The 25,842-nt window shown below is 59.1% G+C and carries 30 protein-coding genes; 19 read left to right on the forward strand and 11 right to left on the reverse strand.

Going from position 1 to position 25,842, the window contains the following annotated elements:
* Positions 1-87 precede the first annotated feature (87 nt).
* Positions 88-825, forward strand: coding sequence for a metallophosphoesterase family protein (locus AC2FJW_RS13615; protein WP_496750323.1), 738 nt, complete (start codon positions 88-90; stop codon positions 823-825).
* On the opposite strand, the gene AC2FJW_RS13620 is transcribed toward AC2FJW_RS13615, so the two are convergent.
* Entirely contained in the window at positions 812-2,329 is a 1,518-nt protein-coding gene (locus AC2FJW_RS13620; RefSeq protein ID WP_496750324.1) for a malonate--CoA ligase, read from the reverse strand. The genes AC2FJW_RS13615 and AC2FJW_RS13620 overlap by 14 nt on opposite strands.
* A 187-nt stretch (positions 2,330-2,516) precedes the next feature.
* Between AC2FJW_RS13620 and serB the strand changes: the two genes are divergently transcribed.
* From serB to AC2FJW_RS13640, 4 genes are read left to right on the forward strand one after another with little or no spacing between them, the layout of a single operon-like run.
* Positions 2,517-3,395: a phosphoserine phosphatase SerB gene (gene serB, locus AC2FJW_RS13625; RefSeq protein ID WP_496750325.1), complete on the forward strand. Its 879-nt coding sequence runs from the start codon at positions 2,517-2,519 to the stop codon at positions 3,393-3,395.
* Positions 3,396-3,440: 45 nt separating this feature from the next.
* Positions 3,441-3,770 (forward strand): ArsR/SmtB family transcription factor, encoded by a 330-nt coding sequence (locus AC2FJW_RS13630; RefSeq protein WP_496750326.1) that lies wholly within the window; start codon positions 3,441-3,443, stop codon positions 3,768-3,770.
* Entirely contained in the window at positions 3,758-4,186 is a 429-nt protein-coding gene (locus AC2FJW_RS13635; RefSeq protein ID WP_496750327.1) for an SRPBCC family protein, read from the forward strand. The genes AC2FJW_RS13630 and AC2FJW_RS13635 overlap by 13 nt, the downstream gene beginning before the upstream one ends.
* A gap of 22 nt (positions 4,187-4,208) precedes the next feature.
* Positions 4,209-4,529 (forward strand): YciI family protein, encoded by a 321-nt coding sequence (locus AC2FJW_RS13640; protein WP_142637219.1) that lies wholly within the window; start codon positions 4,209-4,211, stop codon positions 4,527-4,529.
* A 5-nt stretch (positions 4,530-4,534) separates the two neighbouring features.
* Here the strand turns inward: AC2FJW_RS13640 and AC2FJW_RS13645 are convergent, their stop codons facing one another.
* Positions 4,535-5,533, reverse strand: coding sequence for an asparaginase (locus AC2FJW_RS13645; RefSeq protein WP_142637217.1), 999 nt, complete (start codon positions 5,531-5,533; stop codon positions 4,535-4,537).
* A 178-nt stretch (positions 5,534-5,711) separates the two neighbouring features.
* On the opposite strand from AC2FJW_RS13645, the gene AC2FJW_RS13650 reads away from it, so the two are divergent.
* From AC2FJW_RS13650 to AC2FJW_RS13670, 5 genes are all read left to right on the forward strand, one after another.
* Positions 5,712-6,245 (forward strand): invasion associated locus B family protein, encoded by a 534-nt coding sequence (locus AC2FJW_RS13650; protein ID WP_142637215.1) that lies wholly within the window; start codon positions 5,712-5,714, stop codon positions 6,243-6,245.
* 175 nt (positions 6,246-6,420) lie between these two features.
* Complete coding sequence (locus AC2FJW_RS13655) at positions 6,421-6,588, forward strand: hypothetical protein (RefSeq protein WP_185956689.1); 168 nt, start codon at positions 6,421-6,423, stop codon at positions 6,586-6,588.
* Positions 6,589-6,732: 144 nt separating this feature from the next.
* Complete coding sequence (locus AC2FJW_RS13660; RefSeq protein WP_496750328.1) at positions 6,733-7,110, forward strand: lysozyme inhibitor LprI family protein; 378 nt, start codon at positions 6,733-6,735, stop codon at positions 7,108-7,110.
* Positions 7,111-7,188: 78 nt separating this feature from the next.
* Positions 7,189-8,379, forward strand: a complete 1,191-nt coding sequence (rlmN, locus tag AC2FJW_RS13665; RefSeq protein ID WP_496750329.1) for a dual-specificity RNA methyltransferase RlmN — start codon at positions 7,189-7,191, stop codon at positions 8,377-8,379.
* Positions 8,380-8,606: 227 nt separating this feature from the next.
* Entirely contained in the window at positions 8,607-9,230 is a 624-nt protein-coding gene (locus tag AC2FJW_RS13670) for a cytochrome P460 family protein (protein ID WP_496703258.1), read from the forward strand.
* Positions 9,231-9,237: 7 nt separating this feature from the next.
* Here AC2FJW_RS13670 and AC2FJW_RS13675 read toward each other — a convergent pair whose 3' ends face one another.
* Together AC2FJW_RS13675 and AC2FJW_RS13680 are read right to left on the reverse strand one after the other, a co-directional pair.
* The gene (locus AC2FJW_RS13675; RefSeq protein WP_281973035.1) at positions 9,238-9,576 is read right to left on the reverse strand and encodes a hypothetical protein; all 339 of its coding nucleotides are present in this window, start codon (positions 9,574-9,576) and stop codon (positions 9,238-9,240) included.
* Positions 9,573-10,493, reverse strand: a complete 921-nt coding sequence (locus tag AC2FJW_RS13680) for a DnaJ C-terminal domain-containing protein (RefSeq protein ID WP_496750330.1) — start codon at positions 10,491-10,493, stop codon at positions 9,573-9,575. The genes AC2FJW_RS13675 and AC2FJW_RS13680 overlap by 4 nt, the downstream gene beginning before the upstream one ends.
* 160 nt (positions 10,494-10,653) lie before the next feature.
* Here AC2FJW_RS13680 and AC2FJW_RS13685 point away from each other — a divergent pair, with 160 nt between their 5' ends.
* Positions 10,654-11,037, forward strand: coding sequence for a hypothetical protein (locus AC2FJW_RS13685; RefSeq protein WP_496750331.1), 384 nt, complete (start codon positions 10,654-10,656; stop codon positions 11,035-11,037).
* Here the strand turns inward: AC2FJW_RS13685 and AC2FJW_RS13690 are convergent, their stop codons facing one another.
* Positions 11,038-12,135, reverse strand: coding sequence for a cystathionine gamma-lyase (locus tag AC2FJW_RS13690; RefSeq protein ID WP_496750332.1), 1,098 nt, complete (start codon positions 12,133-12,135; stop codon positions 11,038-11,040).
* Between the two features lie 3 nt (positions 12,136-12,138).
* Positions 12,139-12,981 (reverse strand): LOG family protein, encoded by an 843-nt coding sequence (locus AC2FJW_RS13695; protein ID WP_142637203.1) that lies wholly within the window; start codon positions 12,979-12,981, stop codon positions 12,139-12,141.
* 79 nt (positions 12,982-13,060) lie between these two features.
* On the opposite strand from AC2FJW_RS13695, the gene AC2FJW_RS13700 reads away from it, so the two are divergent.
* Positions 13,061-13,978 (forward strand): serine/threonine dehydratase, encoded by a 918-nt coding sequence (locus AC2FJW_RS13700; RefSeq protein ID WP_496750333.1) that lies wholly within the window; start codon positions 13,061-13,063, stop codon positions 13,976-13,978.
* Positions 13,979-14,086: 108 nt separating this feature from the next.
* Positions 14,087-14,914, forward strand: coding sequence for a 2,3,4,5-tetrahydropyridine-2,6-dicarboxylate N-succinyltransferase (dapD, locus tag AC2FJW_RS13705; protein WP_271949578.1), 828 nt, complete (start codon positions 14,087-14,089; stop codon positions 14,912-14,914).
* 64 nt (positions 14,915-14,978) lie between these two features.
* Here dapD and AC2FJW_RS13710 read toward each other — a convergent pair whose 3' ends face one another.
* A complete protein-coding gene (locus AC2FJW_RS13710) occupies positions 14,979-15,314 on the reverse strand; it encodes a cupin domain-containing protein (protein ID WP_142637196.1) in 336 nt (111 codons plus the stop codon).
* Positions 15,315-15,431: 117 nt separating this feature from the next.
* Between AC2FJW_RS13710 and AC2FJW_RS13715 the strand changes: the two genes are divergently transcribed.
* A complete protein-coding gene (locus tag AC2FJW_RS13715; RefSeq protein ID WP_039539567.1) occupies positions 15,432-15,776 on the forward strand; it encodes a DUF8846 family protein in 345 nt (114 codons plus the stop codon).
* Here AC2FJW_RS13715 and AC2FJW_RS13720 read toward each other — a convergent pair.
* Positions 15,773-16,831 (reverse strand): transporter substrate-binding domain-containing protein, encoded by a 1,059-nt coding sequence (locus AC2FJW_RS13720; protein ID WP_142637194.1) that lies wholly within the window; start codon positions 16,829-16,831, stop codon positions 15,773-15,775. The genes AC2FJW_RS13715 and AC2FJW_RS13720 overlap by 4 nt on opposite strands.
* 208 nt (positions 16,832-17,039) lie before the next feature.
* On the opposite strand from AC2FJW_RS13720, the gene dapE reads away from it, so the two are divergent.
* Genes dapE through rnr form a run of 3 tightly spaced genes read left to right on the forward strand, consistent with a single transcriptional unit; the run spans position 17,040 to position 21,067 of the window.
* Complete coding sequence (gene dapE, locus AC2FJW_RS13725) at positions 17,040-18,179, forward strand: succinyl-diaminopimelate desuccinylase (protein WP_496702762.1); 1,140 nt, start codon at positions 17,040-17,042, stop codon at positions 18,177-18,179.
* A 3-nt stretch (positions 18,180-18,182) separates the two neighbouring features.
* The gene (locus AC2FJW_RS13730) at positions 18,183-18,758 is read left to right on the forward strand and encodes a TIGR04282 family arsenosugar biosynthesis glycosyltransferase (RefSeq protein ID WP_496750334.1); all 576 of its coding nucleotides are present in this window, start codon (positions 18,183-18,185) and stop codon (positions 18,756-18,758) included.
* A gap of 47 nt (positions 18,759-18,805) precedes the next feature.
* Positions 18,806-21,067 carry a ribonuclease R gene (rnr, locus tag AC2FJW_RS13735; protein WP_496750335.1) on the forward strand — a complete coding sequence of 754 codons (2,262 nt, stop codon included), beginning with the start codon at positions 18,806-18,808 and terminating at the stop codon, positions 21,065-21,067.
* A gap of 31 nt (positions 21,068-21,098) precedes the next feature.
* On the opposite strand, the gene AC2FJW_RS13740 is transcribed toward rnr, so the two are convergent.
* Together AC2FJW_RS13740 and AC2FJW_RS13745 are read right to left on the reverse strand one after the other, a co-directional pair.
* Complete coding sequence (locus AC2FJW_RS13740; protein WP_496706851.1) at positions 21,099-21,497, reverse strand: DUF1801 domain-containing protein; 399 nt, start codon at positions 21,495-21,497, stop codon at positions 21,099-21,101.
* On the reverse strand, positions 21,494-22,207 hold the full coding sequence (locus tag AC2FJW_RS13745) for a glutathione S-transferase family protein (RefSeq protein ID WP_496706849.1): 714 nt from the start codon (positions 22,205-22,207) through the stop codon (positions 21,494-21,496). Before AC2FJW_RS13745 ends, AC2FJW_RS13740 begins: the two co-directional genes overlap by 4 nt.
* A gap of 67 nt (positions 22,208-22,274) precedes the next feature.
* On the opposite strand from AC2FJW_RS13745, the gene AC2FJW_RS13750 reads away from it, so the two are divergent.
* Together AC2FJW_RS13750 and AC2FJW_RS13755 are read left to right on the forward strand one after the other, a co-directional pair.
* The gene (locus AC2FJW_RS13750; protein WP_496692550.1) at positions 22,275-22,988 is read left to right on the forward strand and encodes a helix-turn-helix transcriptional regulator; all 714 of its coding nucleotides are present in this window, start codon (positions 22,275-22,277) and stop codon (positions 22,986-22,988) included.
* 62 nt (positions 22,989-23,050) lie between these two features.
* On the forward strand, positions 23,051-24,349 hold the full coding sequence (locus AC2FJW_RS13755; protein WP_496697541.1) for a lytic murein transglycosylase: 1,299 nt from the start codon (positions 23,051-23,053) through the stop codon (positions 24,347-24,349).
* Between the two features lie 73 nt (positions 24,350-24,422).
* On the opposite strand, the gene AC2FJW_RS13760 is transcribed toward AC2FJW_RS13755, so the two are convergent.
* Positions 24,423-25,820, reverse strand: coding sequence for an aspartate aminotransferase family protein (locus AC2FJW_RS13760; RefSeq protein WP_496697543.1), 1,398 nt, complete (start codon positions 25,818-25,820; stop codon positions 24,423-24,425).
* Between the last annotated feature and the right edge of the window lie 22 nt (positions 25,821-25,842).

Here is a 25,842-nt window from a genome sequence, read left to right on the forward strand (position 1 = left end):
CCGCGTCTTCCAAGGCGTGGGTATTTTCTTTTCCCGGCCGCCAAGACGCGTCACAAGCAGGGTGTTCCTGTTGATTTAGGGTTTTCCATGTCCTCGCCAATTTATGCAATCGGTGACATCCACGGCCAGCTCGGCATGCTGCAGGTTGCGCTGTCGCGGATCGAGGCCGATGGCGGGCCAGATGCAAAGATCGTGTTTCTGGGTGACTATGTCGACCGGGGCCCGGACAGCCGCGCTGTGCTGGACCTGCTGATCGAAGGCCAAAAAGCGGGGCGCAACTGGGTCATGGTCAAGGGCAACCACGACCGCATGATGGCCCGCTTTGTGCAGGACCGAGAAATCGCGGACAAGCAGCTGCCCATCACGCTGAACTGGCTGAACCCTCGGCTGGGTGGCGGGGAAACGCTGGCCTCCTACGGGGTGGAAGTCACGGACAATGACCGCATCTATCAGGTCCATGAACGGGCCTGTGCCGCCGTACCGCCAGCACATCTGGATTTCATCAACGCTTTGCCAGTTTACCATCAAGAGGATGAGCTGCTGTTCGTCCACGCTGGCATCAGGCCCGGTCTTCCACTGTTGCAGCAATCCGAAGATGACCTGGTTTGGATACGGCAGGAATTTTTGGTTGAATCTGGCCCGCACCCCTGGCTGATCGTGCATGGTCACACCCCTGTGGATGCGGCGGAACATTGCGGCAATCGGATCAATTTGGATGCGGGTGCGGGCTATGGTCATCCGTTGGCCACTGCCGTGTTCGAGGGCCGTGATTGCTGGTTGCTGACCGCACAGGGGCGCGCGCCGCTGAGACCTAGTCTTCGGTAAACAGGTCTTTGTAAGCTTCGCGTAGCGCGTTTTTTTGCACTTTGCCCATCGTATTGCGCGGCAATTCGTTCAGCACGATCAGCTTGCGGGGATGTTTGAATCGCGCCAGTTGGGTCTGTGCGCTTGCCATGATGGCCTCGAGGTCGGGCGACTTGTTTGGTTCGGCTACCAACAGGCCCAACACGGTTTCGCCGAAATCCGGATGGGGCACGCCGATAACTGCGCTTTCCAGAACACCGAGCTGGTCGTCCAGCACCAGTTCGACTTCTTTGGGATAGATGTTGTACCCGCCCGAGATGATCAGGTCCTTGCCGCGTCCGACGATATGGACATAGCCGTCCACGTCCACACGTCCAAGGTCGCCGGTGATAAAGAACCCGTCCTCGCGCAACTCTGCTGCGGTCTTCTCGGGCATTTCCCAATAGCCCTCAAAGACGTTGGGACCACGCACTTCGATCATGCCGATTTCGCCCTGTGGCAAGGTCTCACCCGTCTCAGAGTCGGTCACTTTCAGCTCAATGCCCGGCAAGGGGAACCCCACGGATCCGGCGCGGCGTTCACCGTCATAGGGGTTCGAGGTGTTCATGTTGGTCTCGGTCATACCGTAGCGTTCAAGAATGCGGTGCCCGGTGCGGGCCTCAAACTGCTGATGCGTTTCGGCCAGCATTGGGGCCGAGCCCGAGATGAACAGCCGCATATGACGTGCCAGATCGCCGGTGAACCGGTCGTCATCCAACAGACGGGTGTAGAAGGTCGGAACCCCCATCATCGCGGTTGCATCAGGCAAATGCCGCAGTACCTCATCCAGATCGAATTTTGGCAGAAAGATCATCGACCCGCCCGAAGCCAGCACCACGTTGGTTGCCACGAACAGCCCATGAGTGTGAAAGATTGGCAGAGCATGCAGCAACACGTCATCGTCGGTAAACCGCCATTCCCGTACCAATGTTTCGGCATTCGACAGCAGATTGGCCTGTGACAACATCGCGCCCTTGGATCGGCCGGTCGTGCCGGACGTGTACAGGAAGGCGGCCAGATCATCCTCGGTGCGGTTGACCGGCTCGAAAGCAGGCAGCATACCCAGAGCACGCCGCATCAGGCTGCCGGATCCATCAGCGTTTAGCGTTTCAAGTCGTGCCTTCTGGGCGGCGGCGACGGGTGCCAGTCCAGCCTTATTTACATCATCGCAGACCACCAGCGCAGCGCCGCTGTTTTCGATGAAATAGCTCAGTTCGCTGACCGTATAGGCAGTGTTGAGTGGCAGAAAAACCAGACCGGTCTGCACACAAGCAGCAAACAGCGCAAGCGCTTCGGGCGACTTTTCCACCTGAACCGCAACGCGTTGTCCGGGTTCGAGCTCAAAGCCGATTAGGGTATTGGCCAACCGAGATGCCATGTCCAGGAAATCAGAATGGGTCAGCACCTGACCGTTGGGCAGATGCAGGAAAGGCGTCTCTTTGCCCGCGTGAATGCCAAACAAGCGATCGTAAAGCGGGTTGCCCATTTACCGAGTTCCTTTCTGTCCAGTCCTGGCGAATCTGTCTTGGAATGGCGTGCTGGTAAAGCCCTGAAAGGCGCAATCGGTCGCCGTTCTGTCCGCACGATGTGCCAGAGGTTGCTGCGGACAAACTGTCTTCTGGCGATCGGGGGCTATCTGCGTTAATCGCAGGTGAATTCGCCGGAGATAGACTATGTATGTTGCCACCCTGTTGACCAATCCCGAAACGCGCGCGCTGGATTTGGCGCTGGTCGAGTCGTTGCGGAATGCCTGGGGCGGGGCCGAGATCATCTGGCTCAGCCCGGATGAGGCGGCGGAGTTTGCGCTGCAGGAACTTCCGGGCAACCAGTGGGATGTCTGGGGTGATTTGCAGAAGCTTGGCGTTGACCTGATCGTGCAGCCTGCCGAGGGGCGGCGCAAAAAGATGCTGTTGGCGGATATGGACAGCACCATGATCCAGCAGGAATGCATCGACGAATTGGCGGATGAGGCCGGTGTCGGCGACCGCGTCAAGGACATCACAGCCCGCGCAATGAATGGTGAATTGGATTTCGAAGGCGCGCTGACCGAACGGGTCGGGTTGCTGAAAGGGTTGGATGAGGCTGTGATCGGCAAGGTTCTGGCCGAACGCATCACCTTGATGCCCGGCGGCAAGGAGCTGGTCGCGACGATGCGCGCCAATGGCGGCTATGCGGCGCTGGTCTCGGGCGGGTTCACGGCGTTTACTGCCAAGGTGGGCAGTGAATTGGGGTTTGACGAAAACCGTGCCAACACTCTGCTGGCCGAAAACGGCAAGCTGACCGGCGATGTGCAGCGACCGATTCTGGGACGACAGGCCAAAGTCGACGCGCTGGAACAGATTACCAAGCGTCTGGGCCTGTCCGAAAACGATGTGATCGCTGTGGGTGACGGGGCAAATGATCTGGGTATGTTGGGCCGGGCCGGAACCGGGGTTGCGCTGCATGCAAAGCCTTCGGTCGCGGAACAATGCGAAGTGCGCGTCAACCATGGCGATTTGACCGCGCTTTTGTATCTGCAGGGCTATGCGCGGCAGGAATTTTCCCAAGCCTGAAAGCCGGGGCTTCCCTTTATTTAGCAAAAATGTTAAACAGTGGTCATGAGCACGCTTCTGACCACATTCTTCGCCTTGTCCGACGCCACGCGGTTTTCCATCGTTGAACAGTTGATGCAGGACGGAGAGCAGCCCGCAGGCGACCTGATCGAAGGGCGCGGTATGTCAGGTGCTGCGGTCTCGCGCCACCTGAAGGTTTTGCGTGAGGCCGGGCTGGTTCGGCAACGGGTGCAGGGCACCCAGCGGATGTATTCGATCCGCCCCGAAGGTCTGCGCGCAATCGCGGAATGGACCATTTCGAAACGACAATTCTGGGAAAGCAGTCTGGATCGTCTGGGCGATGCTATTGAAAGGGATAATTCATGGCCGATCTAAAGCTGGAGCGCACGTTCCCGATACCGCCAGAGGATCTGTTTGCGTGGATCAGTGTCGCAGAACGGCTGTTGCAATGGTGGGGCCCCGAAGGGGTGCATGTGCCCGAACATACTCTCGATTTTTCGCGCGTTGGTCCGTGGTATTCGGTCATGCAGAATGGCGAGGGCCAGCGGTTCAAGGTCTCGGGCCATGTGACCCATGTCGACCCGCCCAATTCGGTTGGCTTCACCTGGGGCTGGCATGACGATCAGGATCAGCGTGGGGCCGAAAGCCATGTAACACTGCGGGTCGAAACTGCGGGCGGCGGCGCTCGGCTGGTGGTCGATCACCGCGACCTGGGCGATGACGAAATCGCCGCAAACCACGAGAAAGGCTGGACCTCGACGCTGAACAAGCTGGCCGGTCTGGTGCAATAAGTTTTCATCTGGGAGGAAAGAAATGCCACAGTTTCTGTTTGTCTATCACGGCGGGACCACGCCATCGGACCCGGCCGAAGTCGAAGCAACCATGGCCGCCTGGGGCGCGTGGTTTCAGAATATGGGTCCGTCACTAGAAATACCCGGCAACCCGGTGGGCCAGTCCTATACCGTCAGCTCGGGCGGTGTGGTCGACAATGGCGGTGCCAACCCGGTATCCGGCTTTACCGTGATCAAGGCCGACAGCATCGACGCCGCCAATGAAATGGCCAAGGGATGCCCCATGGTCGTGAACGGGTCAGGCTCGGTCGAGGTGGCCGAGATTCACGAGATTGAGATGTAGCGGCCCTAGCCGGGGAATCCCGGCGCGGGTCGGATCACGCCACATTCCAGCCCGCGACGGCTGTATTGCGTGGCGTTCATAAAGGTGCGGGTGGCCGGGTGATCGGCCTCCAGTACGCCGAGGCTGACCAGAATGGCAGCAATGGCGCATTCGCTGGCACGGGTGGCGCCATCGGTGATCTTCAGCGCGACGCCCATGCGTTTTTCAGGGATGATGGCGATGAATACGGCCTCGGCCCCGGTCTTGATCGCGGCGCGCCCGTTCATGGCGCGCATCAGCTCGGTACAGGCGCGCGTCTCTCCGGCCACCAGCTCGGGATGTTTGATCATCGCCGCGGTCAGGTGTTGTGCTGCATCGCTGGCCCGGTCCGACCGGTCCGCCGCCGAGGCAAACCACGCCATCGACCGTGCCATCCCCACCAGCGAGGTGGCAAAGTTCGGGGCGGAACAGCCATCGATGCCATAGCCGGGGCTGGTTTCGCCGGTGGTTTCTTCCAGCGCGGACAAACAGGCCTGTTGAACCGGGTGGTCGATTTCAAGATATTCCGGCCCGGCGCCCATATGCTGTGCTACCGTCAAAAACCCGCAATGTTTGCCCGAGCAGTTGTTATGGATCTGACAGGGCGTGTCGTCGGCAAGTATCAGCCCGTCGCGCGCCGCCATATCCTGTGGCTCTTGCGGCCCACAGCGCAAATCGGGTTCTGCCAGGCCCAGATGGTCCAGCCAGGACGTTACCCTGTCTGTGTGAATATGCGCGCCGTTATGCGAGGCACAGGCCAATGCCAGATGCTCGCTGTTCAGCCCGTATTTCGCGGCCGCCCCAGATGTAATCAACGGCAGGGCCTGTATCATCTTGGCCGAAGACCGGGGGTAGATTATCGCCTCCGGGTCGCCCCAGCTGCGCACGATCTGACCCGTGTCATCACAGATAACCGCATGTCCCAGATGCAGGCTTTCCAGTAAAGGCCCCCGCCATAGTTCGGTCATTGCTACAGGCTGCGTCATCGGGACCCTCCTAAACATGCGCAAAAAACTGCCAACCGCCCTTTCGCCTATGGCGAAACTTGCGATAGTGTGTGTATGTCGGCAATCACCGGAAGACGCAACTTACAGACGAACCGTCAGGGTTCGCGAGCCATTCCGGTGGGTATGAGGTATTAGGTCGAGCTAGGAGGCTGGACAGATGGGATCAAAGCTCGTCCGCGTAATCGCGGGCCTGTGCGTGGCAGGGATGACAACGGCTGCAACCGCTCAGCAGGCAGACAGCACCAATAGAGTATCCGTAAACACCGACTGGAGTGTGTTTGTGGAAGAGGACCCAACCGAATGCTGGAGCGTTGCAACGCCGGATGAAACCGTCAACACGCGCGGCGGGCGCGTTGTTTCGGTAAGGCGCAGCGACATCCTGCTGTTTGTCGTGTTCAGACCTGATCCCGATGTGAAGGGGCGCGTCTCATTCACCGGGGGCTATCCGTTTGCCGCGGGATCGACCGTATCTGTATCCATCGACGGAAACAGCTTCGAATTCAGCACCGAAGGCGAATGGGCCTGGCCCGCGTCAGAGGGTGATGACCAAAAAGTAATCGCTGCCATGAAGAGCGGTACCGAAGCAGTGCTGACCGCCCGGTCCGAACGCGGTACTCAGACCAAAGATACTTTCTCATTGCTGGGCTTCACAGCCGCTTTAGACGACGCCGAGAAACGCTGTACCAACTGAGCGCGCCAGCGCTCGGGCAGTGGCCCGGCTTGCAAAGTGGTGCCAGTTTCGCAGGATAGGACCGCCCTCCTTCATAGCTTAACTTAACGTCATCTATAAATTTGATCTGCGTCAATGCTCCGTGCTCTGAAATACTGAACTAATCGGTTCAAGCAGAGAGAAAAGGAGAGCATCGATGCAGAAGAAAGTTTTGGGCCTGTTTGTGCTGACCGCCGTCGTATTGCTGAGCGCTTGTGATAAATCCGCTGAGACATACCCGGTTTCGGGAGAGCAATGTGGGCCAAACGATCCGGTCAAAACGCTGGACGCCGAGGATTGCTTTATTCCACCAGCAGGTGCGTGATCCAGTACGGCTGGCCTGGAAACGTCCGGGCGGCATAGGAGTTCGAATGACCGCGGGGTTGATCCCCCCGCGGTTTTTTGTAACCTCTGGCGTCGCTGTGCTAAGCTGAACGCGTTAGTCTAACGACCCTTCGAGGAGTATGTCATGCGTTTGGTGCTACTGGCTGTTTTAACCCCCACGTTGGCTGTGGCGGATCCTGCAATGGAATGCACGAACGCAAGTTCACAAGTCGAAATCGGATCTTGCGTTGCCAGTATGGAAGCGGGGGTTGAGGCCGCGCTGACCGATAGTTTTGGCTTTGCCATGGATGCAGCCAACGCGTTGGACGAGGTGACCGGACGGACAAGCGCGGCGCCTGCGATGGAGGCGGCGCAAAGCGCCTGGGTCGGGTATCGTGATGCGCAGTGCGAGGCGGTCGGCGCGTCTTTTGGTGGTGGGTCGGGAACCGGCATTGGTATCACCTCTTGCCGGATTGAATTGGGGCGCCTGCGGATTGACGAATTGCTGCGTTTTGTAAATTAGGCGCGACGAATTCTTTTGATCTTTGCGCGCAGTCCTATATAGAGGCGCATTCCAAGCCAGAATCTTCGAGACCCACCTATGTCGCCCAAAGCGCCGATCACTCAAGACGTCATGACCATCCCCCGCAAATTGCCGGAGGGGAAGGTGAACCTTGTCGGGTTGACCCGGGATCGCCTGCGCGAAACCCTGATCGAACACGGCACGCCTGAAAAACAGGCCAAGATGCGCACGGGCCAGATCTGGCAATGGATTTACCAATGGGGTGTGCGCGACTTTGCCGAGATGACCAATCTGGCCAAAGCCTATCGTACCCAGCTGGCCGAGCATTTCGTGATCGAAATCCCCGAGGTTGTGACCCGACAAGTGTCCGAGGATGGCACACGCAAATATTTGGTCCGTATTGCTGGCGGGCATGAGGTCGAGGTGGTCTATATTCCCGAGGACGATCGCGGCACGCTGTGTATCTCGTCTCAGGTCGGTTGCACGTTGACTTGTTCCTTCTGCCATACAGGCACGCAGAAACTGGTGCGCAACCTGACGGCGGCGGAAATTGTCGGTCAGGTGATGATGGCGCGGGATGATCTTGACGAGTGGCCGGTACCGGGTGCGCCCAAGGACGAAACCCGCCTGCTGTCGAACATCGTTCTGATGGGTATGGGCGAGCCTCTTTACAATTTCGAGAATGTCCGCGATGCGATGAAAATCGCGATGGACCCCGAAGGTATCTCGCTGTCTCGCCGCCGGATTACCCTGTCGACATCGGGAGTGGTGCCCGAGATCGCGCGTACCGCGCAGGAAATCGGCTGCCTGCTGGCAATTTCGTTCCACGCGACGACCAATGAAGTCCGCGATGTGCTGGTGCCGATCAACAAACGCTGGAATATCGAAGAGTTGCTGCAGGCTTTGGCCAGCTATCCCAAGGTTTCCAATTCGGAACGGATTACGTTTGAATACGTGATGCTTGATGGTGTGAATGACAGCGATGAGGATGCGCATCGTCTGATCGGACATATCAAGCGCCACAAAATCCCGGCCAAGATCAATCTGATCCCGTTCAACGAATGGCCCGGCGCGCCGTATAAGCGCAGCTCGAACAATCGTATTCGGGCTTTTGCCAATATCATCTATCAGGCCGGGTATGCCTCGCCCATCCGCAAGACGCGGGGCGAGGACATTATGGCGGCCTGCGGTCAGCTGAAATCGGCCACCGAACGCGCCCGTAAATCGCGCAAGCAGATTGAGGCCGAGGCCGGTCTCGACCGCGGATAAGCGGCTGAATAGAAGGGCGTCGCAAAATTAATTTTTGGGGCGCTGTCTATCGAATGCAAAATTTGATATGTTTCATTGGCTAGGTGTGGATGCACCAGGCTCACTTGCGCACAATAGGGTGAGTTCGGTGGCTGGCATGTGGCAAATTCGTTCACGGCGGCTACCTTGTATTTCAGCTCCGTGTGCCGATTGCGGCATAACAGGTTACGAGTTGGGTTATCTTTATGATGTTTCGATTGAAAATCCCGTACTTTAATTTTGTTTTAGTTTTGGCTTGTGCGGCCGTAGCCGTAACTGATGCTGTTGCGCAGTCAAATGATGAGGATGCTCATCTGGCTATCGAAAATCCGGCTGATCTGACCAAGGACGACGCGCGTGAAATTTATGACTCGTTGCAGCGCCGGATGGCACGCGGCTATGCCGCAGCGCAGTTGGATCTGCTTCTGAATTACCAAAACTGGCCGCTGTACAACGATGCGCCGTATATATCTGAAACCCATGGTCGACGATTTGTGAACAGCTATGCGAACCGGATGGCGTATAATTATGCAACCCTGACGGATGGCGAAAAGCTCCCGGTGGGGTCTGTGCTGGCCAAGGACAGCGTGACCGTTACGGATGAGGGGAAAAGCCATCCCGGCGCGATGTTCGTCATGCAGAAACTGGCCGAGGGCGCCAACCCTGCTACGGCTGACTGGCGCTATATCATGGTCATGCCGGACGGGTCATTGTTTGGGGACACGATGGGGGATCGCGCCAACGCAGTTGCGTATTGCCACGATTGCCACGAGGCGGTTGCCGACCGAGATTACACATTCTTTGTTCCCGAAGAATATCTGGTCGACAATTAGGCCGCTCTCACCCGAATCTCGCGGTGCCGATCACTTTGATCAGCTGCTGACGAACCGGATCTGGCTGCGCTGCGACGGCGTTCAGGACCTCTCGAAGTTCTGCGCGCAGCCCATGCATCTGGTCGATCAGGGAAATCATCATCGACACTGCGTCTGCCTCCATTTCGTATTGGTCGTGCAACTCGCAGGCCAACTCCAGCCGGGCAACGTCGAGGCTGTGATAGACCAATCCGCGATCTGTTTGTTCGGGGATCACGATTTCGGCGGCCAGATATTCTGTCAATCGGGTCGAAGTCAGCCGGGCTACGGCAGTGATCAGTTCCTCTTCGGTCAGGGTGCGGGTCATGACGGCATTCCTTTGCGTGGGTCATAGCGGTGGGTTTCTCGCCATGAATCCATAAATTGCCTCAACTCATCATCGATTTGATCGGGCATTGAAATGGTCAGCTCGATCAACTGGTCGCCCCGTTCGGCCGAGCCGCGCTTCTTGACGCCCTTACCCCGCAGGCGCAGGGTTCTGCCGCTGCTGGTTCCGGCCGGGACGGTCACGTTTACACCCCCATCGATCGTGGGCGCCGCCACTTTGGCGCCCAGCACCGCCTCATCAATCGTGATGGGCAGCGTGATGTGAATGTCATTTCCCTGACGGTCGAATACCGGATGATCCGCGACCGATACTGTCACCAGCGCATCGCCGCGCGGCCCCTCACCATAGCCAGCGGCACCCTTGCCCCGCAGGCGAATGGTCTGACCGCTTGTGATCCCTGCGGGTATCTTGACTTCGATCCGGTCCCCATCCGGCAGGGTCAGCTTCTGGCTGGCGCCGAATACCGCATCCAGAAAGCTGATCTGAAGCGTGAAGTTCAGATTGTGGCCGGGCGCGTGAAACTCGCGGCCGCCTTGCCCACCAAATCCGCCGCGACCCCGCATGAATTCAGCAAAGATATCCGACATGTCGTCCGGGTCCGTCGCCTGCCCGCGATAAGGGTTGCCGGCAGCTTCGGCGTAATCGCGATAGTATTGCTGTTGCGGGCGTTCCTGTCCCGAGGCATCAATCTCACCATTGTCATAGCGTTTGCGCGTCTCAGGATCTTTCAACAGATCATAGGCCGCGGCGGCGGCCTTGAACTTGGCTTCGGCCTCGGCGTCCCCGGGTTTCAAGTCCGGATGGCATTCCTTGGCAATACGCCGATACGCTTTTTTGATTTCAGCGTCGCTGGCATCTTTGGCCACGCCAAGTGCGGCATAGGGATCGTCGCTCATCTCACCTCTCATGGATGGGGGAAGGGCTGATCATGATGAAGGTATTTTATCACGTGATTTCAACAGGTCAAAAAGAACCGGTGGCTAAATCGGTTCGCAAGTTTCGTAATCTCTGATACTATTAGGTTGTTTCATATTATTCATTGACGGAGATCAGCCGATGACGCGCAGACTTAAATCGGTTCTGGCCTTGCTGGCGGGCAATGCCATTGGGTTAATGTTGGCCGCTTTGCTACTGACCGGTTTTGCAATCAAGCCGATTTCATTCATCGTTGTGGTGATCGTCTTCACGCTGGTGCAGGTGGTGGCCGAGCCGCTGATCCTGAAGTTGGGTGAGAAAAGGGCGCCTTCGTTGAAAGGTGGGATCGCGTTGATCGTGACCTTTGTCGGCTTGCTTGTGACCGATCTGGTGACCAATGGGCTGACGGTTGGCGGAATTTCCAACCTGCTGGCTGCGACATTGCTGGTCTGGCTGGGCGCGCTGATCGCCAGCGTCGTGCTGCCGATCTACGTGTTCACCGAGCTGCGCGCGCCCAAAAAGTAATTACAGCACGTTCAGGCTGGCATCGATTGCCTGCCAAAGCTCAACCACCGGCTCGCATCCCACCGACAGACGGACAAAAGCGGGGTCAACGTCGTCGCCCCAACGGGCGCGGCGCTCGGCCGAGCTATGGACGCCGCCAAAAGACGTCGCAGGGCGCAGCATTGGACAGGTGTTGATGAAGGTTTCGGCCTTGGCCTGGGTTTCCAACGTGATCGACAGAAGGAATCCGAACCGCGTGGTCTGAGCCTGTGCCAAGGTGTAGGATGGGTCACCTGGCAGGCCGGGATAGCGGATGTCTTTCACAGCCGGATGCGCCGCCAACCGTTCCGCCAGTACCTGGGCTGAGCTGCACATCCGGTCGAACCGAACATCCAGCGTTTCCAACCCACGATGCAGCAACCAAGCCTCGTGCGGACCGGGGATCGCGCCAGAGACACGCCGCCATTCCTCGACACGCTCCATGGCATCTGTATTACGGCTGGCCACATGGCCCATCAGCAGATCGGAATGCCCACCCATGGCCTTGGTGTCCGAGGACACGACGATATCTATGCCTATATCCAAAGGACGCTGGCCCAGTGGTGTCATGGTTGTGTTGTCAGCAATGGTGATCCCACCAGCTGCGCGCACGGACGACGCGATGGCTGGCAGGTCCATCATATCCAGACCAGGGTTCGAGGGGCTTTCGACAAAGACCACATCGAAGCCGTCGAACCCGCCTTCGGAAAAGGCGGTTGTCGGGCGTTCTGTCACGATGACACCCAGACCAGACAGAAATCGGTCGGCCAGCACGCGGGTGACGTAATAGCCATCCGACGGGATTAGGATGCGCGACCCGGCTTTGACCGTGGCAAACAACGCGGCCGAGATCGCCGCCATGCCCGACGGGAAAGCCAGGCAGGGGGCGTCTTCAAGATGGGCGAGAACCTGTTCCAGATGTTCCCAGGTTGGGTTGTTGACGCGACCGTAGAAATCATGCCCGTCCGGTGCGCCGGGCAGGTGAAACATACTGCTTTGGGTCAGGGGCAGGGCCACGGGCTCGCCCTTGGTCAGTGCGTTGCCCCGCAGATGCAGCATCTCGCCGGTCTTGCGCCCCATCGTTTAGCGCCCCGGTATTTCGTCACGGGGCGGGGTGGGTTCCCATTTCTCGATTATGTCGACCGCCTCTTGCGCGGTATCGACGAACCGGAACAGGTCCAGATCCTCGTCCGAGATGGTGCCGGCATCGGCCAGCGCCTCCCAGTTGATGACCTTTTCCCAGAACGCGCGACCGAATAGCAGGAAAGGCACACGCTCCATACGGCCGGTTTGAATCAGGGTCAGGGACTCGAACAGCTCATCCATGGTGCCAAAGCCGCCGGGGAAGATGGTGATGGCGCGGGCGCGCATCAGGAAATGCATCTTGCGGATGGCGAAATAGTGGAAGTTAAAGCTGAGCTCGGGCGTAACGTACAGGTTCGGTGCCTGTTCATGCGGCAGCACAATGTTCAGACCGATGGAACAGCCGTTCGCATCCTGTGCGCCGCGGTTGCCAGCCTCCATCACGCCGGGGCCACCGCCGGTGACGATTACATTCTCTCGCCCGCCGGTTTCGTTCGATTTCTCGGTCATCAACCGGGCAAACTCGCGCGCTTCGTCGTAATATTCCGACAGCCCGGCCAGCGTTTCCGTCCGCGCGGTGTGTTTCTGTGATGGCTCAGGGATACGCGCGCCGCCGAACATGACGATGGTCGAGGTGATCTCACGCTCGGTCATGATCATCTCGGGCTTGAGCAGTTCCAGCTGCAGGCGCACCGGGCGCAACTCGTCCCGGCACAGGAAATCCTCATCGGCAAAGGCAAGGCGATAGGCGGGTGAGCGGGTTTGCGGGGTGTCGGGTACCTCGCTTGCGGTCGAACGGTCGGTCTGCGCGTCGCGAAACGGGCTGAGGCGGTCTTCTCTCATGGGGTAACGATCCCTGCTTGCGTGTTTTCCAAACAGCTATAGGGTTCGGGCGCAGAGTGCCAGTCACGGAAAGATGAGAATGAATTGGAAGAGCGAAATACTGGCGGCGCAACACCGCATAAGTGGCTATGCGCAGGTGACGCCAGTGGTGGAAAGCCGTGCCCTGGGGCTGGATTTTCCGGTGGAAATGAAGCTGGAGCATATGCAGCACACCGGCAGTTTCAAAGCGCGCGGGGCGTTTAACACTCTGATCAGTTCGGATGTGCCCGAGGCCGGGGTTGTGGCCGCATCGGGCGGCAATCATGGCGCAGCCGCAGCCTTTGCGGCACAGGCGCTAGGCTATCCGGCCAAGATTTTTGTCCCGGAACTGGCAGGGCCGTCCAAGATCGCGCTGATTGAACAGGCAGGCGCAGATCTGAGCGTGGTGCCGGGAGAATATGCCAACGCTCTTGCTGCGGCGCAGGCGTATGAGGATGCGTCGGGCGCGATGCAGATTCACGCCTATGACGCCCCCGCTACGGTCGCCGGGCAGGGAACCTGCTTTGCCGAATGGGAGGCACAGAGCCTGAAAGCGGATACCGTATTGATCGCGGTGGGCGGTGGCGGCCTGATCGCCGGGGCGCTGGCCTGGCTGCAAGGCACGCGCAAGGTCGTGGCGGTTGAGCCGGAAACCTCCTGCGCGCTGAATGCAGCCCTGCAGGCGGGAGAACCGGTGGATGTGTCCGTCTCGGGCATTGCGGCAAATGCGCTGGGCGCGCGGCGGATCGGCTCGATTTGTTTCGATCTGGCACAGGGCGTGCAATCGGTTCTGGTCAGTGATCAGGCCATTTCTCAAGCGCAGCAGGCCTTGTGGCGGGCGCATCGCGCTCTGGTGGAACCAGCGGGCGCAACAGCCTTGGCTGCGCTGCTATCGGGGGCTTACACGCCAGAGCCGGGCGAACGGGTGGCGGTGCTGATCTGTGGTGGAAACATCTCACCGGACCCTCTGAACGGCTGAAACCGCAACAAACAGCCGCAAAGCGCGCGCTCAGCGTCGCATTGCAGCCAGTCCGTCGCTTGCGTATAGGCAACACAAGCGTGAACAGAATCTGCAGGGAGCCGCCAAATGTCCAACGCGCAACTGGAAGCCGCCATCGAAGCCGCCTGGGAGGCGCGAGATGCCATCACCCCCGCCACCACCGGCGAGACACGCGAAGCGATCGAAGATACGCTGAACGCGCTGGACAGCGGGTCGCTGCGGGTCGCGGAAAAGCAAGACAGCGGCGACTGGCATGTGAACCAGTGGGCGAAAAAAGCGGTTTTGCTGGGCTTTCGCATCAAGGATATGGAAATCCAGACCGGCGGCGCTCAGGACGGCGGCTGGTGGGACAAGGTGGACAGCAAGTTCGCGGGTTGGGGTGAAAACCAATGGCGGGCCGCTGGCTTTCGCGCGGTGCCGAATTGCGTCGTTCGCAAATCCGCCTTTATTGCGCCCGGCGTGGTTCTGATGCCGTCATTTGTGAACCTGGGTGCCTATGTGGACGAGGGCACAATGGTTGATACTTGGGCCACCGTCGGTTCATGCGCGCAGATCGGCAAGAACGTCCATCTGTCGGGCGGTGTTGGGATCGGCGGCGTTCTGGAACCGATGCAGGCGGGTCCGACCATCATCGAAGACAACTGCTTTATCGGCGCCCGGTCCGAAGTGGTCGAAGGCTGCATCGTGCGCGAAGGCTCGGTTCTGGGCATGGGCGTGTTCATCGGCAAATCGACCAAGATCGTCGACCGCGAAACCGGCGAGGTCACCTATGGTGAGGTTCCGCCCTATTCGGTGGTTGTTGCGGGCTCGATGCCGTCCAAGAACAACATCAACCTCTATTGCGCTGTGATCGTGAAGCGGGTGGATGAAAAGACCCGCTCGAAAACCGGGATCAACGAATTGCTACGCGACTAAACTGGGCGCGGATCAAACAAGGGGGCTGCAGCGCGATCCGCTGCGGCCCTTTTTTTGTTATCGCTTACCCTTTGACCGGATAGCGGTCCGGTTCTTCGAACACATCAATGACGCGCGACCCGGCTTTGATCTTGCCGCCATGCTCCACTCCTGCGGGGATCGAATAGCTGTCACCGGGGCCATAGCTCTTGGTTTCATCGCCAATGGTCAGCTCAATCTCACCTTCGACCACAGTTCCCCATTGTGCCAGATGGGAATGAAGGGGCAGTTCGAAATCCTGAAGAAAGGTAAAAAACGCCACCAGCCCCGCGTCTGATCTGATCACGGCCGTTTGCACCACATCTTCGGGGAAGGGCACGTCGAGGCTTGGGAATCCTGTGATGAAATCCGGATAAGTCATGGCAACGTCCTTTTGTGATCGGTGTCAGGTTACTGCGGGCACTATGGCGGCACAGGCGATCCACTGCAATTCCCCGGCTGCTTGACCGCAGGCAGGTGCGCGGCTATGGCCCCTTGCATGGAAAAGCAAAAGAAACCTTCGCGTCAGCAGGTCTATACCCTGCTTGTGCAGATCGGTCGCAAGGATGGCGATGGCCTGCCCGACGGCGCAACCGGGGCGGCATTGATGTGTTTTGCCAGCGGCGTCGACGAGGCCGAGGCCGTGCGCGAAACGGTGGCGATCCTGAAACAGGCAGATACCGCGCCTTTGGATGTCACAGGCTATGGCACTTTGGCCGAACGTGAGGCGCAAGGTCACGAGATCGACCCGGATGAACGGGCCCTAATGCAGCGCGCGCTGGATGAAAATGCAGTGATCGTGGCGCAGATGACCCCGTTTTTCGGGGATGAAGAGACGGCTTAGTTCCGCGCCCCAAACCACTTGCGATAAATCTCGTCATAGGTGCCGTCTTCGCGCAGCGCCAGCAGCGCCTGGTTGACGTCTTCGACCAGCGGGGACCCGGTGGGGAAGGCAATACCGTAATTCTCGCGCAGGAATATACCGCCTGTCATCGAGGCAATCCGGCGTCCTTCATGGGCGGCGAAATAGGACAGGATCGGCGCGTCGAACACTATGGCGTCCAGTTCCTCGTTGCGAAAAGCTTCAAGCATGGGGTCGAGCCCATCATAGTTGGTAAACTCGATCTCGCGGCGGTTCAGGAAGTTAGCAGCGGTTGAATTCGAGATTGTTCCGACCTCTTTGCCGTAAAGGTCATTTATCGAATTCACGCTGCCACTGATTGCATCCACTGTCATGACCGAGGTGATCCGCGCGGTGAAGACCGAGACGATAAACAGCGAAGACACAACCAGCACTACACCCAGAATTCGACCAAATGGCGTTCGCGGCATTCGTTCCTCAAACCCGCCATTGACCACCAGGTTCAAGGCCCACCAGAATGAGGGGAACCAGGCCTCGTCTAGCTTGCGGTCGAAATAGGGCTGCGAGCGGCGCTCGAACACCCACATCAGCATGCCGCCGCCAAGAAGGATTGCAAAGGCGAGCCCGATAGCAATAAACAATTCGCGCGACAGTAACGCATGTAGCAGTGACGGGCGGCGCACCGCGTCCGATGGCACCATGATCTGCAAACCAGCCTCGAAAATCGGCTGGCTGAAGTCCATCTGCGTTTCTCGCGAGGCAGTGATCGAGATATTGGCGATGGCCAGATCGGCGGATCTGTTCTGCACTGCGCCCAGCATGTCGCCAAAGGCGTCGGAACGCTGGATGGAATAGTCCCAATTCAGGGATTCAGCCAACGCCTCAAGCAGGTCCATCGAGAATCCGGTTTGGGCTCCATCTTCGACAAAAGAAAACGGAGGCCGTGTCACGGTCGAAACCGTCAGCGTCTGGGCCTGGCTTTGCTGGCCGAGAACGGCGAAAGTCAGGCAGATCAATGCGAAAAGAGCACGTGTCATCGTAAAATCACCTGTTTCGCGGCCCTCTAGCGCATATTCGAACCGGCAGACAAGGCAATCGCAGCGTAAGGCCCCATGTTTTCCGGGGGTGTCAGTTCGATACAATGTGGAAAAAGCCCGCGGTTTCTGGCCTGTTGGGGTTGGCAATCGGGCCAATTCGTTGAATCTGTGCACGAACCTGAAAGAAATTTTATGGAAAGGGCCCACCATGACAGATCCGATTGCGTTGACGGCCGACCTGATCCGTTGCCCATCGGTCACACCTGAAGAAGGTGGTGCCCTTGTCCTGCTGCAGGATGTCCTGTCACAGGCGGGGTTTGATTGTACCCGTGTTGATCGCGCCGGCATCAGCAATCTGTTTGCGCGATGGGGTGCAAAAGGTCACGCCCGAAGCTTTGGTTTCAACGGTCACACCGATGTTGTTCCAGTGGGCGACGAGGCCGCTTGGACCACACCGCCTTTCGGGGCAGAAATCCGGGAAGGGTTCATGTATGGGCGCGGGACCACTGACATGAAATCGGGTGTGGCGGCCTTTGCAGCGGCGGCAGTGGATTTTGTACGCGACACGCCGCCCGACGGGGCCATCATCCTGACGATCACGGGTGACGAAGAGGCTGATGCGCTGCATGGCACCACCGCCCTGCTTGACCATATGGATCAATGCGGCGAGCGGATGAGCGTCTGCCTGGTCGGTGAACCCACCTGCCCGAACAGGATGGGTGAAATGATGAAGATTGGCCGTCGCGGCTCGATGACCGCCTGGTTTACCGTAACAGGTGTGCAGGGCCATTCGGCCTATCCGCACCGGGCAAAGAACCCACTACCCGCCATGGCCCGGCTGATGGACAGGCTGGCCAGTCACGAGTTGGACCAGGGCACCGACCATTTCGATGCCTCGACGCTGGCGGTTGTGGCGATCGACACCGGCAATTCCGCCACAAATGTCATCCCGGCACAGTGCAGCGGGGCGGTGAACATCCGGTTCAACGACCTGCATTCCGGCGCCAGCCTCAGTGATTGGCTGCAAGCGCAGGCGCGCGATGTGGCCACCGCGTTTGGTGTCGAAATTGACGTGCGTATCAAGATATCGGGCGAAAGCTTTCTGACCCCTCCTGGCCCTCTGTCGGAATTGGTGGCCAAAGCGGTTGCGGCTGAAACCGGGGTCACGCCCGAGATGTCGACAACCGGAGGTACTTCGGACGCACGTTTCGTCAAAGATCATTGTCCGGTTGTCGAATTTGGTTTGGTCGGCAAAACCATGCATCAGGTGGATGAATGCGTTGAGGTGGCGCAGATTGAACAGCTCAAGGCGGTCTATACCCGTATCCTGACCGACTATTTTTCCTGATTCATGCAGCGCACCCTGGTGATCATGGTGAAAGAACCGCGCCCGGGCCGTGTCAAAACCCGGTTGGGGCGCGATATCGGTATGGTCGGTGCGGCGTGGTGGTTTCGGCATCAGACCCGCTCTTTGATCCGGCGCCTGCGCGATCCGCGCTGGCAGATCGTGCTGGCGGTCTCGCCGGACCGCGAAGGGCTGAACAGCCGCATCTGGCCCGCTGATCTGCCACGTGCGCCACAGGGTCGAGGGGATCTGGGCGATCGTATGGGGCGGATGCTGCGGAAAATGCCAACAGGGCCAGTCTGTCTGATCGGTGCGGATATCCCGGGGGTTACACGGGGGCATATCGCGCGCGCGTTCCGGGCATTGGGGCGCAACCAGATGGTGTTTGGTCCGGCCCCGGATGGCGGATATTGGCTGGTCGGGGCGCAACGCATTGGTGCCCTGCCGCACGGCCTGTTCCAAAACGTGCGCTGGTCGACGGAACATGCGCTGGCCGACACGCTGGCCTCGATCCCCGGATGCCGGGTGGCGATGCTGGATCAGCTGCGCGATGTCGATACGGTTGCCGATCTGCGAGGCTGACCCTTTTTGGTCATGACGCCGCCGCATCTCCGTGTTAGGCCGATCTCATGACACGTATTCCGACCAAGCAAGAGGTCCTCGACTGGATCTCGGCAAACCCCACCCTGACCTCGAAACGCGATATCGCCAAAGCCTTTGGCATCAAGGGCGCGGATCGGATTGATCTGAAGCGTATTCTGAAAGAGCTTGAGGCCGAAGGGCATCTGGAAAAGCGCAATCGCAGTTATCGTGACCCCGACCGCCTGCCGCCGGTCAGTGTGTTGCAGGTGAAGGCTCCGAATGCCGATGGTGACCTGTTCGCGAGACCGTTGGAATGGCATGGCGAAGGTGTTGAACCCATTGTGCTGATGGTTGCGCGGGCCAGTGATCCGGCGCTGGGCGAGGGCGACCGCATTCTGGCGCGCCTGACAGTGGTCCACGAGGAAGACCACAATTATGAGGCGCGCCTGATCCGTCGCATCGGGACCAACCCGCGTAAGATTGTTGGTATCTTCCGGAAAAGCGCAGAAGGTGGCCGGATTGTACCAATCGACAAGGCCGGCCAGAACGAGTGGCTGGTTTCTGACGGAGCGGTTCACGGCGCGAAGGATGGCGAACTGGTCGAGGCGGAACAAGCAGGACCGAAAAACCGCATGGGCCTGCCGCGTGCGCGTATTGTCGAGCGGCTGGGTGATCCGTCGGCACCCAAGGCCGTCTCGTTGATCGCCATTCACCAACACGGTATCCCGGATGACTTTCCGGACAAGGTGATTGAAGAGGCTGACAAGGCCAAACCCGTTGGTCTGAAAGGGCGCGACGACCTGCGGGACATACCCTTGCTGACCATCGACCCGTCGGATGCGCGCGACCACGACGATGCGTGTTACGCGCATGAAGATGATGACCCGAAGAATAAAGGGGGACATGTGATCTGGGTCGCCATCGCGGATGTCGCCGCCTATGTGCAGCCCGGTACAGCGCTGGACCGCGAGGCGCGCAAACGCGGCAATTCCAGCTATTTTCCTGACCGCGTGGTTCCGATGCTGCCGGATCGTTTGTCGGGTGACCTCTGTTCTTTGCACGAGGGTGTCCCCCGCGCCTGTATCGCTGTTCGGATGCAGATTGACGCGGACGGCAACAAGATTGACCACCGCTTTGTGCGTGGTTTGATGCGGTCTGCCGCCTCGCTGCACTATGGCGAGGTGCAAGAGGCCATCGATGGCAACCCGAACGACCGCACCGGGCCGCTGTTGGAGACGGTTCTGAAACCGCTCTATGGCGCCTATGCCGCGCTGAAAAAGGCGCGCGCGGTGCGCCAGCCATTGGAACTGGATCTGCCTGAACGCAAGATCGTTCTGAGCGATACCGGAGAGGTTACCAGCGTCGCCTTCCGCGACCGGCTAGATGCGCATAAGTTAATCGAGGAATTCATGATCCTCGCCAATGTTGCAGCCGCCGAAACGCTAATCGCCAAACAACGCCCGCTATTGTTCCGCGTGCACGAAGAACCCGCGCCGGAAAAGCTGGAAAGCTTGCGGGAAACGGCGCAAGCGGCGGGGCTGAATCTGGCCAAGGGGCAGGTGCTGCAGACCCGGCATCTGAATGCTTTATTGAATGCTGCCGCTGGAACTGAAGACGCAGAACTGATCAATCTATCGACTTTGCGGTCTATGACGCAGGCCTATTACAACCCTGAAAATTTTGGCCATTTCGGACTGGCTCTGCAGAACTATGCCCATTTTACCTCACCCATCCGCCGCTATGCCGACCTGATCGTTCACCGTGCGTTAATCACGGCTCATGGTTGGGGCAAAGATGGGCTGACCGAGGATGAGATCGCCCGATTGGAGGACACCGCCACCCATATCTCGGATACCGAGCGCCGCTCGATGATGGCCGAGCGCGATACGACCGATCGCTATTTGGCCGCCTTTCTTAGCGAGCGGGTGGGCAATGAGTTCACCGGTCGGATCAGTGGCATCGCCCGGTTCGGCGCCTTTGTGAAGATGGACGAGACCGGAGCGGATGGTCTAGTACCGGTGCGGTCTTTGGGGCGCGAGTTCTTTCATTTCGACCGCGAGGCCGGAACGCTGATGGGATCGGACACTGGTCTGATCATCGCTATCGGTCAACGTGTCACCGTACGTCTGACCGAGGCGACACCTGTGACGGGCGGGCTGGAGTTGGAGCTGTTGTCGATCGACGATCAGGCCCTGCCGACGGGGCGCGGAGGGGCATCCAAGCGCCCAACGCGACGCAAGGCAGTCAGCACCAAGCGCAAGAAGGACAAGATCAAACGCAAGGTGGAACGCAAACGCCGTCAGAAGTGAGTTCGCATCTCGGGAACAAGGCGCATGTAAGTCAGCCTTTTGCGGGAAGGTGATAGGTCAACGCGCGGGCTATAAGCCAGCCATGGCGGGTGGCGTCGATCTGATCCGGATCATCAAACAGAACAGCCCGGTTGCCGTCTATCCGATCTTCGCCCGGAAAGGCCGAGGTGAAATCGCCCATCAACCGGCTTTGGCAATGCACGAACAGGGCAAAGCGGGCCGCTTTGTGCCCGCCCAATCGGATCGTGGATCCCTTGGGCGCCAGATAGGCGGGCTGCCCCCAGCGCAATGCCTCTTGCAACGGCTGCGCGCGGGGCAACGAAGTGGCGGTTTCCAGGATCAACTGACGCAGTGCAAGCGCCCCGGCACGTGTGCCTTCGGGCAGGGCTTGATAGGCCGCTGCCACTGCGGGATCGTCAAATTGTGTCATGACAGCGGTATCGCCTGCTCCATCCGGTCTATGTAGTCGCTCAACAGCTTATCCTGTTTGATCCGCCGGGTCAGTGGTGTATCGGCCGGCGTCGCGCGCATCGCGGCAAGCATGGGGGCCACGCTCATATCCACTGAGGTCGGGGTTTCTCCCATCAAATAGGTCGACTGCCATAGATAGGCCGAGATCGCCTCAAGATCGCGTTCCAGCCTGTCCTGACGTTCCGCATCTGAGAATCGAGAGACGCCCTGAAACCCCAATCCTTTAACAACGTTCTTGCGGACGGAATTGGCAACTGGTTTGCGGATCAGGGCGGGGATGCCAGTGAAAAAGGTCTTATACAGAATCGGCCAGACTTCGTCATTCGCCCAACGGTCCTGGACGATCTGAAAATACAGATGCTCTTCGGCCAAACGGATCAATGCGCGCGATTGAGCTTTTTGCAGATCGCTCAGCCCGTGATCAAAATCACTACCTTGCGTCTCAAGCCAGTCGCGGATCAGGTCGCTGTCGGGGATCAGACGCTGCGGCGTGCGCAGAACCGGCAGCTTCTGATGCGGCATCTTGCGCGGATCAAGGAGGTCAGATCGCTGCCAGCGTTGGCCCGATGTTTGCAGCATTAGTGCCGTCTTCACGCAAAACGGGCTGGCGCTGAACAGGCCAAAGGCAGAGGGGTAGGTCAAAAGGGTCAGCATCTTGGGCTCCATCATGGGTATAGGTGATGGGTATGCCGAGCTAATGACAATTTCTGTCATTAGAGATAAAGTAACCTGCATTATGACCCGCACCGCCCGTTTGTTCCAATTAATGCAATCCTTGCGCTCTGGCCCGTCGCCAAGAACGTCGATTGAGCTGGCTCAGGATCTGGGCGTTTCGCCGCGCACGATTCACCGAGACATCGATTCATTGCGCAGCCTCGGCGCCGTGATCGACGGAGAGGCGGGGTTCGGGTTCACCCTGATCGAGGACGCCACCCTGCCACCGCTTGGCTTCACCGATGATGAGCTTGAGGCCCTGGTGCTTGGCCTGCGCGAGGTACAATCCATTGGTGATCCCGGCCTCTCAGAGGCTGCCAGCGAAGTCCTACGCAAGCTGCAGGGTCGTTTGCCACCGCGCCAGTCCCAACGCCTCAGCCATGCGGTGCTGACCGCCACACGGTTTGACCGGCCGGCGAAACCAACGGTGGATGTCGCTGAACTGCGGCGGGCCACCTGGGACGAACAGACGATCGAATTTTCCTATTGGGATGCCAAAGGCGACGAGACCCATCGCTGCGTAAATCCGTTGAGCATCGTTTACATGGACCGCGCCAGCGTGCTGATCAGCTGGTGCCTGTTGCGGCAGGATTTCCGCGTGTTTCGGTTGGATCGCATGCAAGAGATGCAGATTACCGGGGCCTCGTTCCGGCCCAACCGGGTTCCGCTGCTGCGCGAAGCCCTGAACCGGCTGCGGTCTGAGCGGGAGGCGAGAGACCGCGACTCGGAAAGCTGAGCGCTTTGTGATTTGCCATTTTTGCGCTATCCTGTGGTTGAGCAGTTATCAGGAAATTCGGAATGCGTAGATGCGTAAGCGGCGTTATGACCGCAGCATTATGGGCATCCATCGTACAGGCGGAGTCCATCAAAAGCCCGGAAGGGCCACAGCCGATACAATTGGCGTCGGCTGATCTTACAGTCTCAATCCGACCGGTCGTCCGACCATCGGAGGAGATGTATCGCGTGTCAGAAGAAAGAAGCGCCCGGTTTCAGGCGTGGCTTGGCGATTTTCGGACGCGGGCACAGACCCAGGGTATCTTGTCCGGCACTCTGGATCACGCGCTAGCAGGGCTGGCCTATGACAAGGATATCATCAAGCGCGATCGCAATCAGGCCGAGTTCACCAAGCCGATCTGGGACTATCTGGATGCGGCCGTTTCTGATCGGCGCGTCGCAGACGGACGCGCGGGGTTGGAACGCCATGCCGCGGTGCTGACCCGGATTGAGGCGCAATATGGCGTCGAAAAAGAGGTCGTGACCGCGATTTGGGGGCTCGAGACGTCTTTCGGCACATTTCGGGGGTCGGATCAGACGATCCGTTCGCTTGCGACGCTGGCCTTTGATGCCCGACGGGCTGAGTTCTTTGAAACGCAACTGATTGCCGCCCTGCGGATCATTCAGGCAGGCGATGTCAGCCCCGCAACGATGGTCGGAAGTTGGGCCGGAGCAATGGGGCATACGCAATTCATGCCGACCTCGTTTCTGGATCACGCCGTGGATTTCGACGGTGACGGGCGGCGGAATATATGGACGGATGACCCGACCGATGCGCTGGCCTCGGCAGCGGCCTATCTGGCGCGTCATGGGTGGACCAAGGGACAGCCATGGGGTGTTGAAGTGCGCCTGCCCGCCGGGTTCGATTTTGCAGCCGCGAGACGCGATTACACGCTGCTGCCGTCAGGTTGGGCGGCGCTGGGCGTGGTTGCGTGGGATGGACAGCCCGTTGCGGATCATGGTCAGGCAGCGATTTTGTTGCCAGCAGGCGGTGAAGGCGTCGCATTGATGATCTTCGACAATTTCCGCGTGATCGAGCAATACAACGGTGCAGATGCCTATGTGATCGGCATTGGGCATTTGTCCGACCGTCTGGCGGGCCGCGCGGCGTTTCAGGCCGAGTGGCCTCGGGGTGATCGGGCGTTGAGCTTTGCTGAGAAGAAGGAATTGCAGCTCCGGCTGACCGAGGCCGGGTTTGACACGCAGGGGATCGACGGGCGCACCGGCCCGAACACCACCGAGGCGGTTCGAGCCTATCAACTGGCGCAGGGGCTTTTGCCGGACGGCTATGCCTCCGCGCCGCTGTTAGAGCGGTTGAGGTAGGGGAGGGGGCTCTGCCCCCGTCGCCTGACGGCACCTCCCCCGAGGTATTTTCTGCCAGATGAAGCTGCGCGGGTCAGGAGGCCGCTTTCATCAGGCCCTGTGCGATGATCTCGGCCTGTGCCTCGTCCAGCGATTTGTGGATGCGTACGAGCATTTCATCAATTTCCGCGGGTGTTAGAACCAGCGGAGGAGAGATGATCATCCGGTCGCCTACATGGCGCATCACCAGGTTGTTGGCAAAGCACCGATCGCGACAGATATAGCCGACAGTGCCCGGATTGGACGCGAATTTGGCACGGCTGGCCTTGTCCGGTGTCAACGCGATTGACGCCATCATGCCGACAATCTTGGCTTCGCCCACTAGCGGGTGATCGGCCAGCGCCTCCCATTTTTTCTTCAGATAGGGGGCGGCTACGTCGCGGACATGCTCGACGATCTTTTCTTCTTCAAGGATGCGCAGGTTTTCCAGTGCCACGGCTGCAGCGACCGGATGGCCGGAATAGGTGTAGCCGTGATTGAACTCGGTTCCGCCAATGACCTCGGCAATCTCGTCACTCACGATGGACCCGCCAATAGGCGCATAGCCCGAGCTGAGCCCCTTTGCGATTGTCATGATATCGGGGCGAATGCCGACGGTTTGAGACCCAAACCAGTTGCCTGTGCGACCAAAACCGCAGATGACCTCATCCGCAATCAGCAGGATATCGTATTTGTCACAGATGCGCTGAATTTCAGGCCAGTAGGTATCCGGTGCAACAATCACGCCACCTGCGCCCTGTACGGGTTCGGCGATAAAGGCTGCGACGCGGTTTTCGCCAAGTTCCTCAATCGCCTCTTCCAACTCGCGCGCGCGGGCCAGGCCGAATTCTTCGGGAGACATGCTACCACCTTCAGCCCACCAGTTTGGTTGGTTGATATGGTGGATATTCGGGATCGGGATTCCACCCTGCGCGTGCATCCCTGCCATGCCGCCCAACGACGCCGAGCCGACCGAAGAGCCATGATAGGCGTTATGTCGGCTGATGATGATGTTCTTGTCGGGCTGGCCTTTTTCGGCCCAATAGGTCCGAACCAGACGGATGTTTGTGTCATTCGCCTCAGACCCGCCGGCTGCAAAGAACACATGGTTCAGATCGCCTGGCGCAAGTTCCGCGATCTTCGCGGCCAGCGCGATGGCAGGGACGTGGGTCGTTTTGAAAAAGGTATTGTAATACGGCAGTTCGCGCATCTGGCGGGCTGCGACCTCGGCCAGTTCATCGCGACCATAGCCGATATTGACACACCACAGGCCCGCCATTGCATCGAGTATTTCTTCACCCTCGCTGTCCGTAAGGTAGACGCCCTTCGCACGGGTGATCACACGCGCGCCTTCTTTCCCTAGGGCGCCATTGGCCGAAAAAGGGTGCATGTGGTGGGCGGCGTCCAAGGCCTGCAGCTGGGCCGTGGGCAAATGGTTTGTGATGGTCGACATCGGAAAATCTCCTGCAAGAGCG

Source organism: Ruegeria sp. CDSA020 (assembly GCF_059612345.1).

Coding starts and splice junctions, on each gene's coding strand:
- AC2FJW_RS13615 (WP_496750323.1), top strand. CDS start 88: ATGTCCTCGCCAATTTATGCAATCGGTGACATCCACGGCCAGCTCGGC.
- AC2FJW_RS13620 (WP_496750324.1), bottom strand. CDS start 2,329: ATGGGCAACCCGCTTTACGATCGCTTGTTTGGCATTCACGCGGGCAAA.
- serB (WP_496750325.1), top strand. CDS start 2,517: ATGTATGTTGCCACCCTGTTGACCAATCCCGAAACGCGCGCGCTGGAT.
- AC2FJW_RS13630 (WP_496750326.1), top strand. CDS start 3,441: ATGAGCACGCTTCTGACCACATTCTTCGCCTTGTCCGACGCCACGCGG.
- AC2FJW_RS13635 (WP_496750327.1), top strand. CDS start 3,758: ATGGCCGATCTAAAGCTGGAGCGCACGTTCCCGATACCGCCAGAGGAT.
- AC2FJW_RS13640 (WP_142637219.1), top strand. CDS start 4,209: ATGCCACAGTTTCTGTTTGTCTATCACGGCGGGACCACGCCATCGGAC.
- AC2FJW_RS13645 (WP_142637217.1), bottom strand. CDS start 5,533: ATGACGCAGCCTGTAGCAATGACCGAACTATGGCGGGGGCCTTTACTG.
- AC2FJW_RS13650 (WP_142637215.1), top strand. CDS start 5,712: ATGGGATCAAAGCTCGTCCGCGTAATCGCGGGCCTGTGCGTGGCAGGG.
- AC2FJW_RS13655 (WP_185956689.1), top strand. CDS start 6,421: ATGCAGAAGAAAGTTTTGGGCCTGTTTGTGCTGACCGCCGTCGTATTG.
- AC2FJW_RS13660 (WP_496750328.1), top strand. CDS start 6,733: ATGCGTTTGGTGCTACTGGCTGTTTTAACCCCCACGTTGGCTGTGGCG.
- rlmN (WP_496750329.1), top strand. CDS start 7,189: ATGTCGCCCAAAGCGCCGATCACTCAAGACGTCATGACCATCCCCCGC.
- AC2FJW_RS13670 (WP_496703258.1), top strand. CDS start 8,607: ATGTTTCGATTGAAAATCCCGTACTTTAATTTTGTTTTAGTTTTGGCT.
- AC2FJW_RS13675 (WP_281973035.1), bottom strand. CDS start 9,576: ATGACCCGCACCCTGACCGAAGAGGAACTGATCACTGCCGTAGCCCGG.
- AC2FJW_RS13680 (WP_496750330.1), bottom strand. CDS start 10,493: ATGAGCGACGATCCCTATGCCGCACTTGGCGTGGCCAAAGATGCCAGC.
- AC2FJW_RS13685 (WP_496750331.1), top strand. CDS start 10,654: ATGACGCGCAGACTTAAATCGGTTCTGGCCTTGCTGGCGGGCAATGCC.
- AC2FJW_RS13690 (WP_496750332.1), bottom strand. CDS start 12,135: ATGGGGCGCAAGACCGGCGAGATGCTGCATCTGCGGGGCAACGCACTG.
- AC2FJW_RS13695 (WP_142637203.1), bottom strand. CDS start 12,981: ATGAGAGAAGACCGCCTCAGCCCGTTTCGCGACGCGCAGACCGACCGT.
- AC2FJW_RS13700 (WP_496750333.1), top strand. CDS start 13,061: ATGAATTGGAAGAGCGAAATACTGGCGGCGCAACACCGCATAAGTGGC.
- dapD (WP_271949578.1), top strand. CDS start 14,087: ATGTCCAACGCGCAACTGGAAGCCGCCATCGAAGCCGCCTGGGAGGCG.
- AC2FJW_RS13710 (WP_142637196.1), bottom strand. CDS start 15,314: ATGACTTATCCGGATTTCATCACAGGATTCCCAAGCCTCGACGTGCCC.
- AC2FJW_RS13715 (WP_039539567.1), top strand. CDS start 15,432: ATGGAAAAGCAAAAGAAACCTTCGCGTCAGCAGGTCTATACCCTGCTT.
- AC2FJW_RS13720 (WP_142637194.1), bottom strand. CDS start 16,831: ATGACACGTGCTCTTTTCGCATTGATCTGCCTGACTTTCGCCGTTCTC.
- dapE (WP_496702762.1), top strand. CDS start 17,040: ATGACAGATCCGATTGCGTTGACGGCCGACCTGATCCGTTGCCCATCG.
- AC2FJW_RS13730 (WP_496750334.1), top strand. CDS start 18,183: ATGCAGCGCACCCTGGTGATCATGGTGAAAGAACCGCGCCCGGGCCGT.
- rnr (WP_496750335.1), top strand. CDS start 18,806: ATGACACGTATTCCGACCAAGCAAGAGGTCCTCGACTGGATCTCGGCA.
- AC2FJW_RS13740 (WP_496706851.1), bottom strand. CDS start 21,497: ATGACACAATTTGACGATCCCGCAGTGGCAGCGGCCTATCAAGCCCTG.
- AC2FJW_RS13745 (WP_496706849.1), bottom strand. CDS start 22,207: ATGATGGAGCCCAAGATGCTGACCCTTTTGACCTACCCCTCTGCCTTT.
- AC2FJW_RS13750 (WP_496692550.1), top strand. CDS start 22,275: ATGACCCGCACCGCCCGTTTGTTCCAATTAATGCAATCCTTGCGCTCT.
- AC2FJW_RS13755 (WP_496697541.1), top strand. CDS start 23,051: ATGCGTAGATGCGTAAGCGGCGTTATGACCGCAGCATTATGGGCATCC.
- AC2FJW_RS13760 (WP_496697543.1), bottom strand. CDS start 25,820: ATGTCGACCATCACAAACCATTTGCCCACGGCCCAGCTGCAGGCCTTG.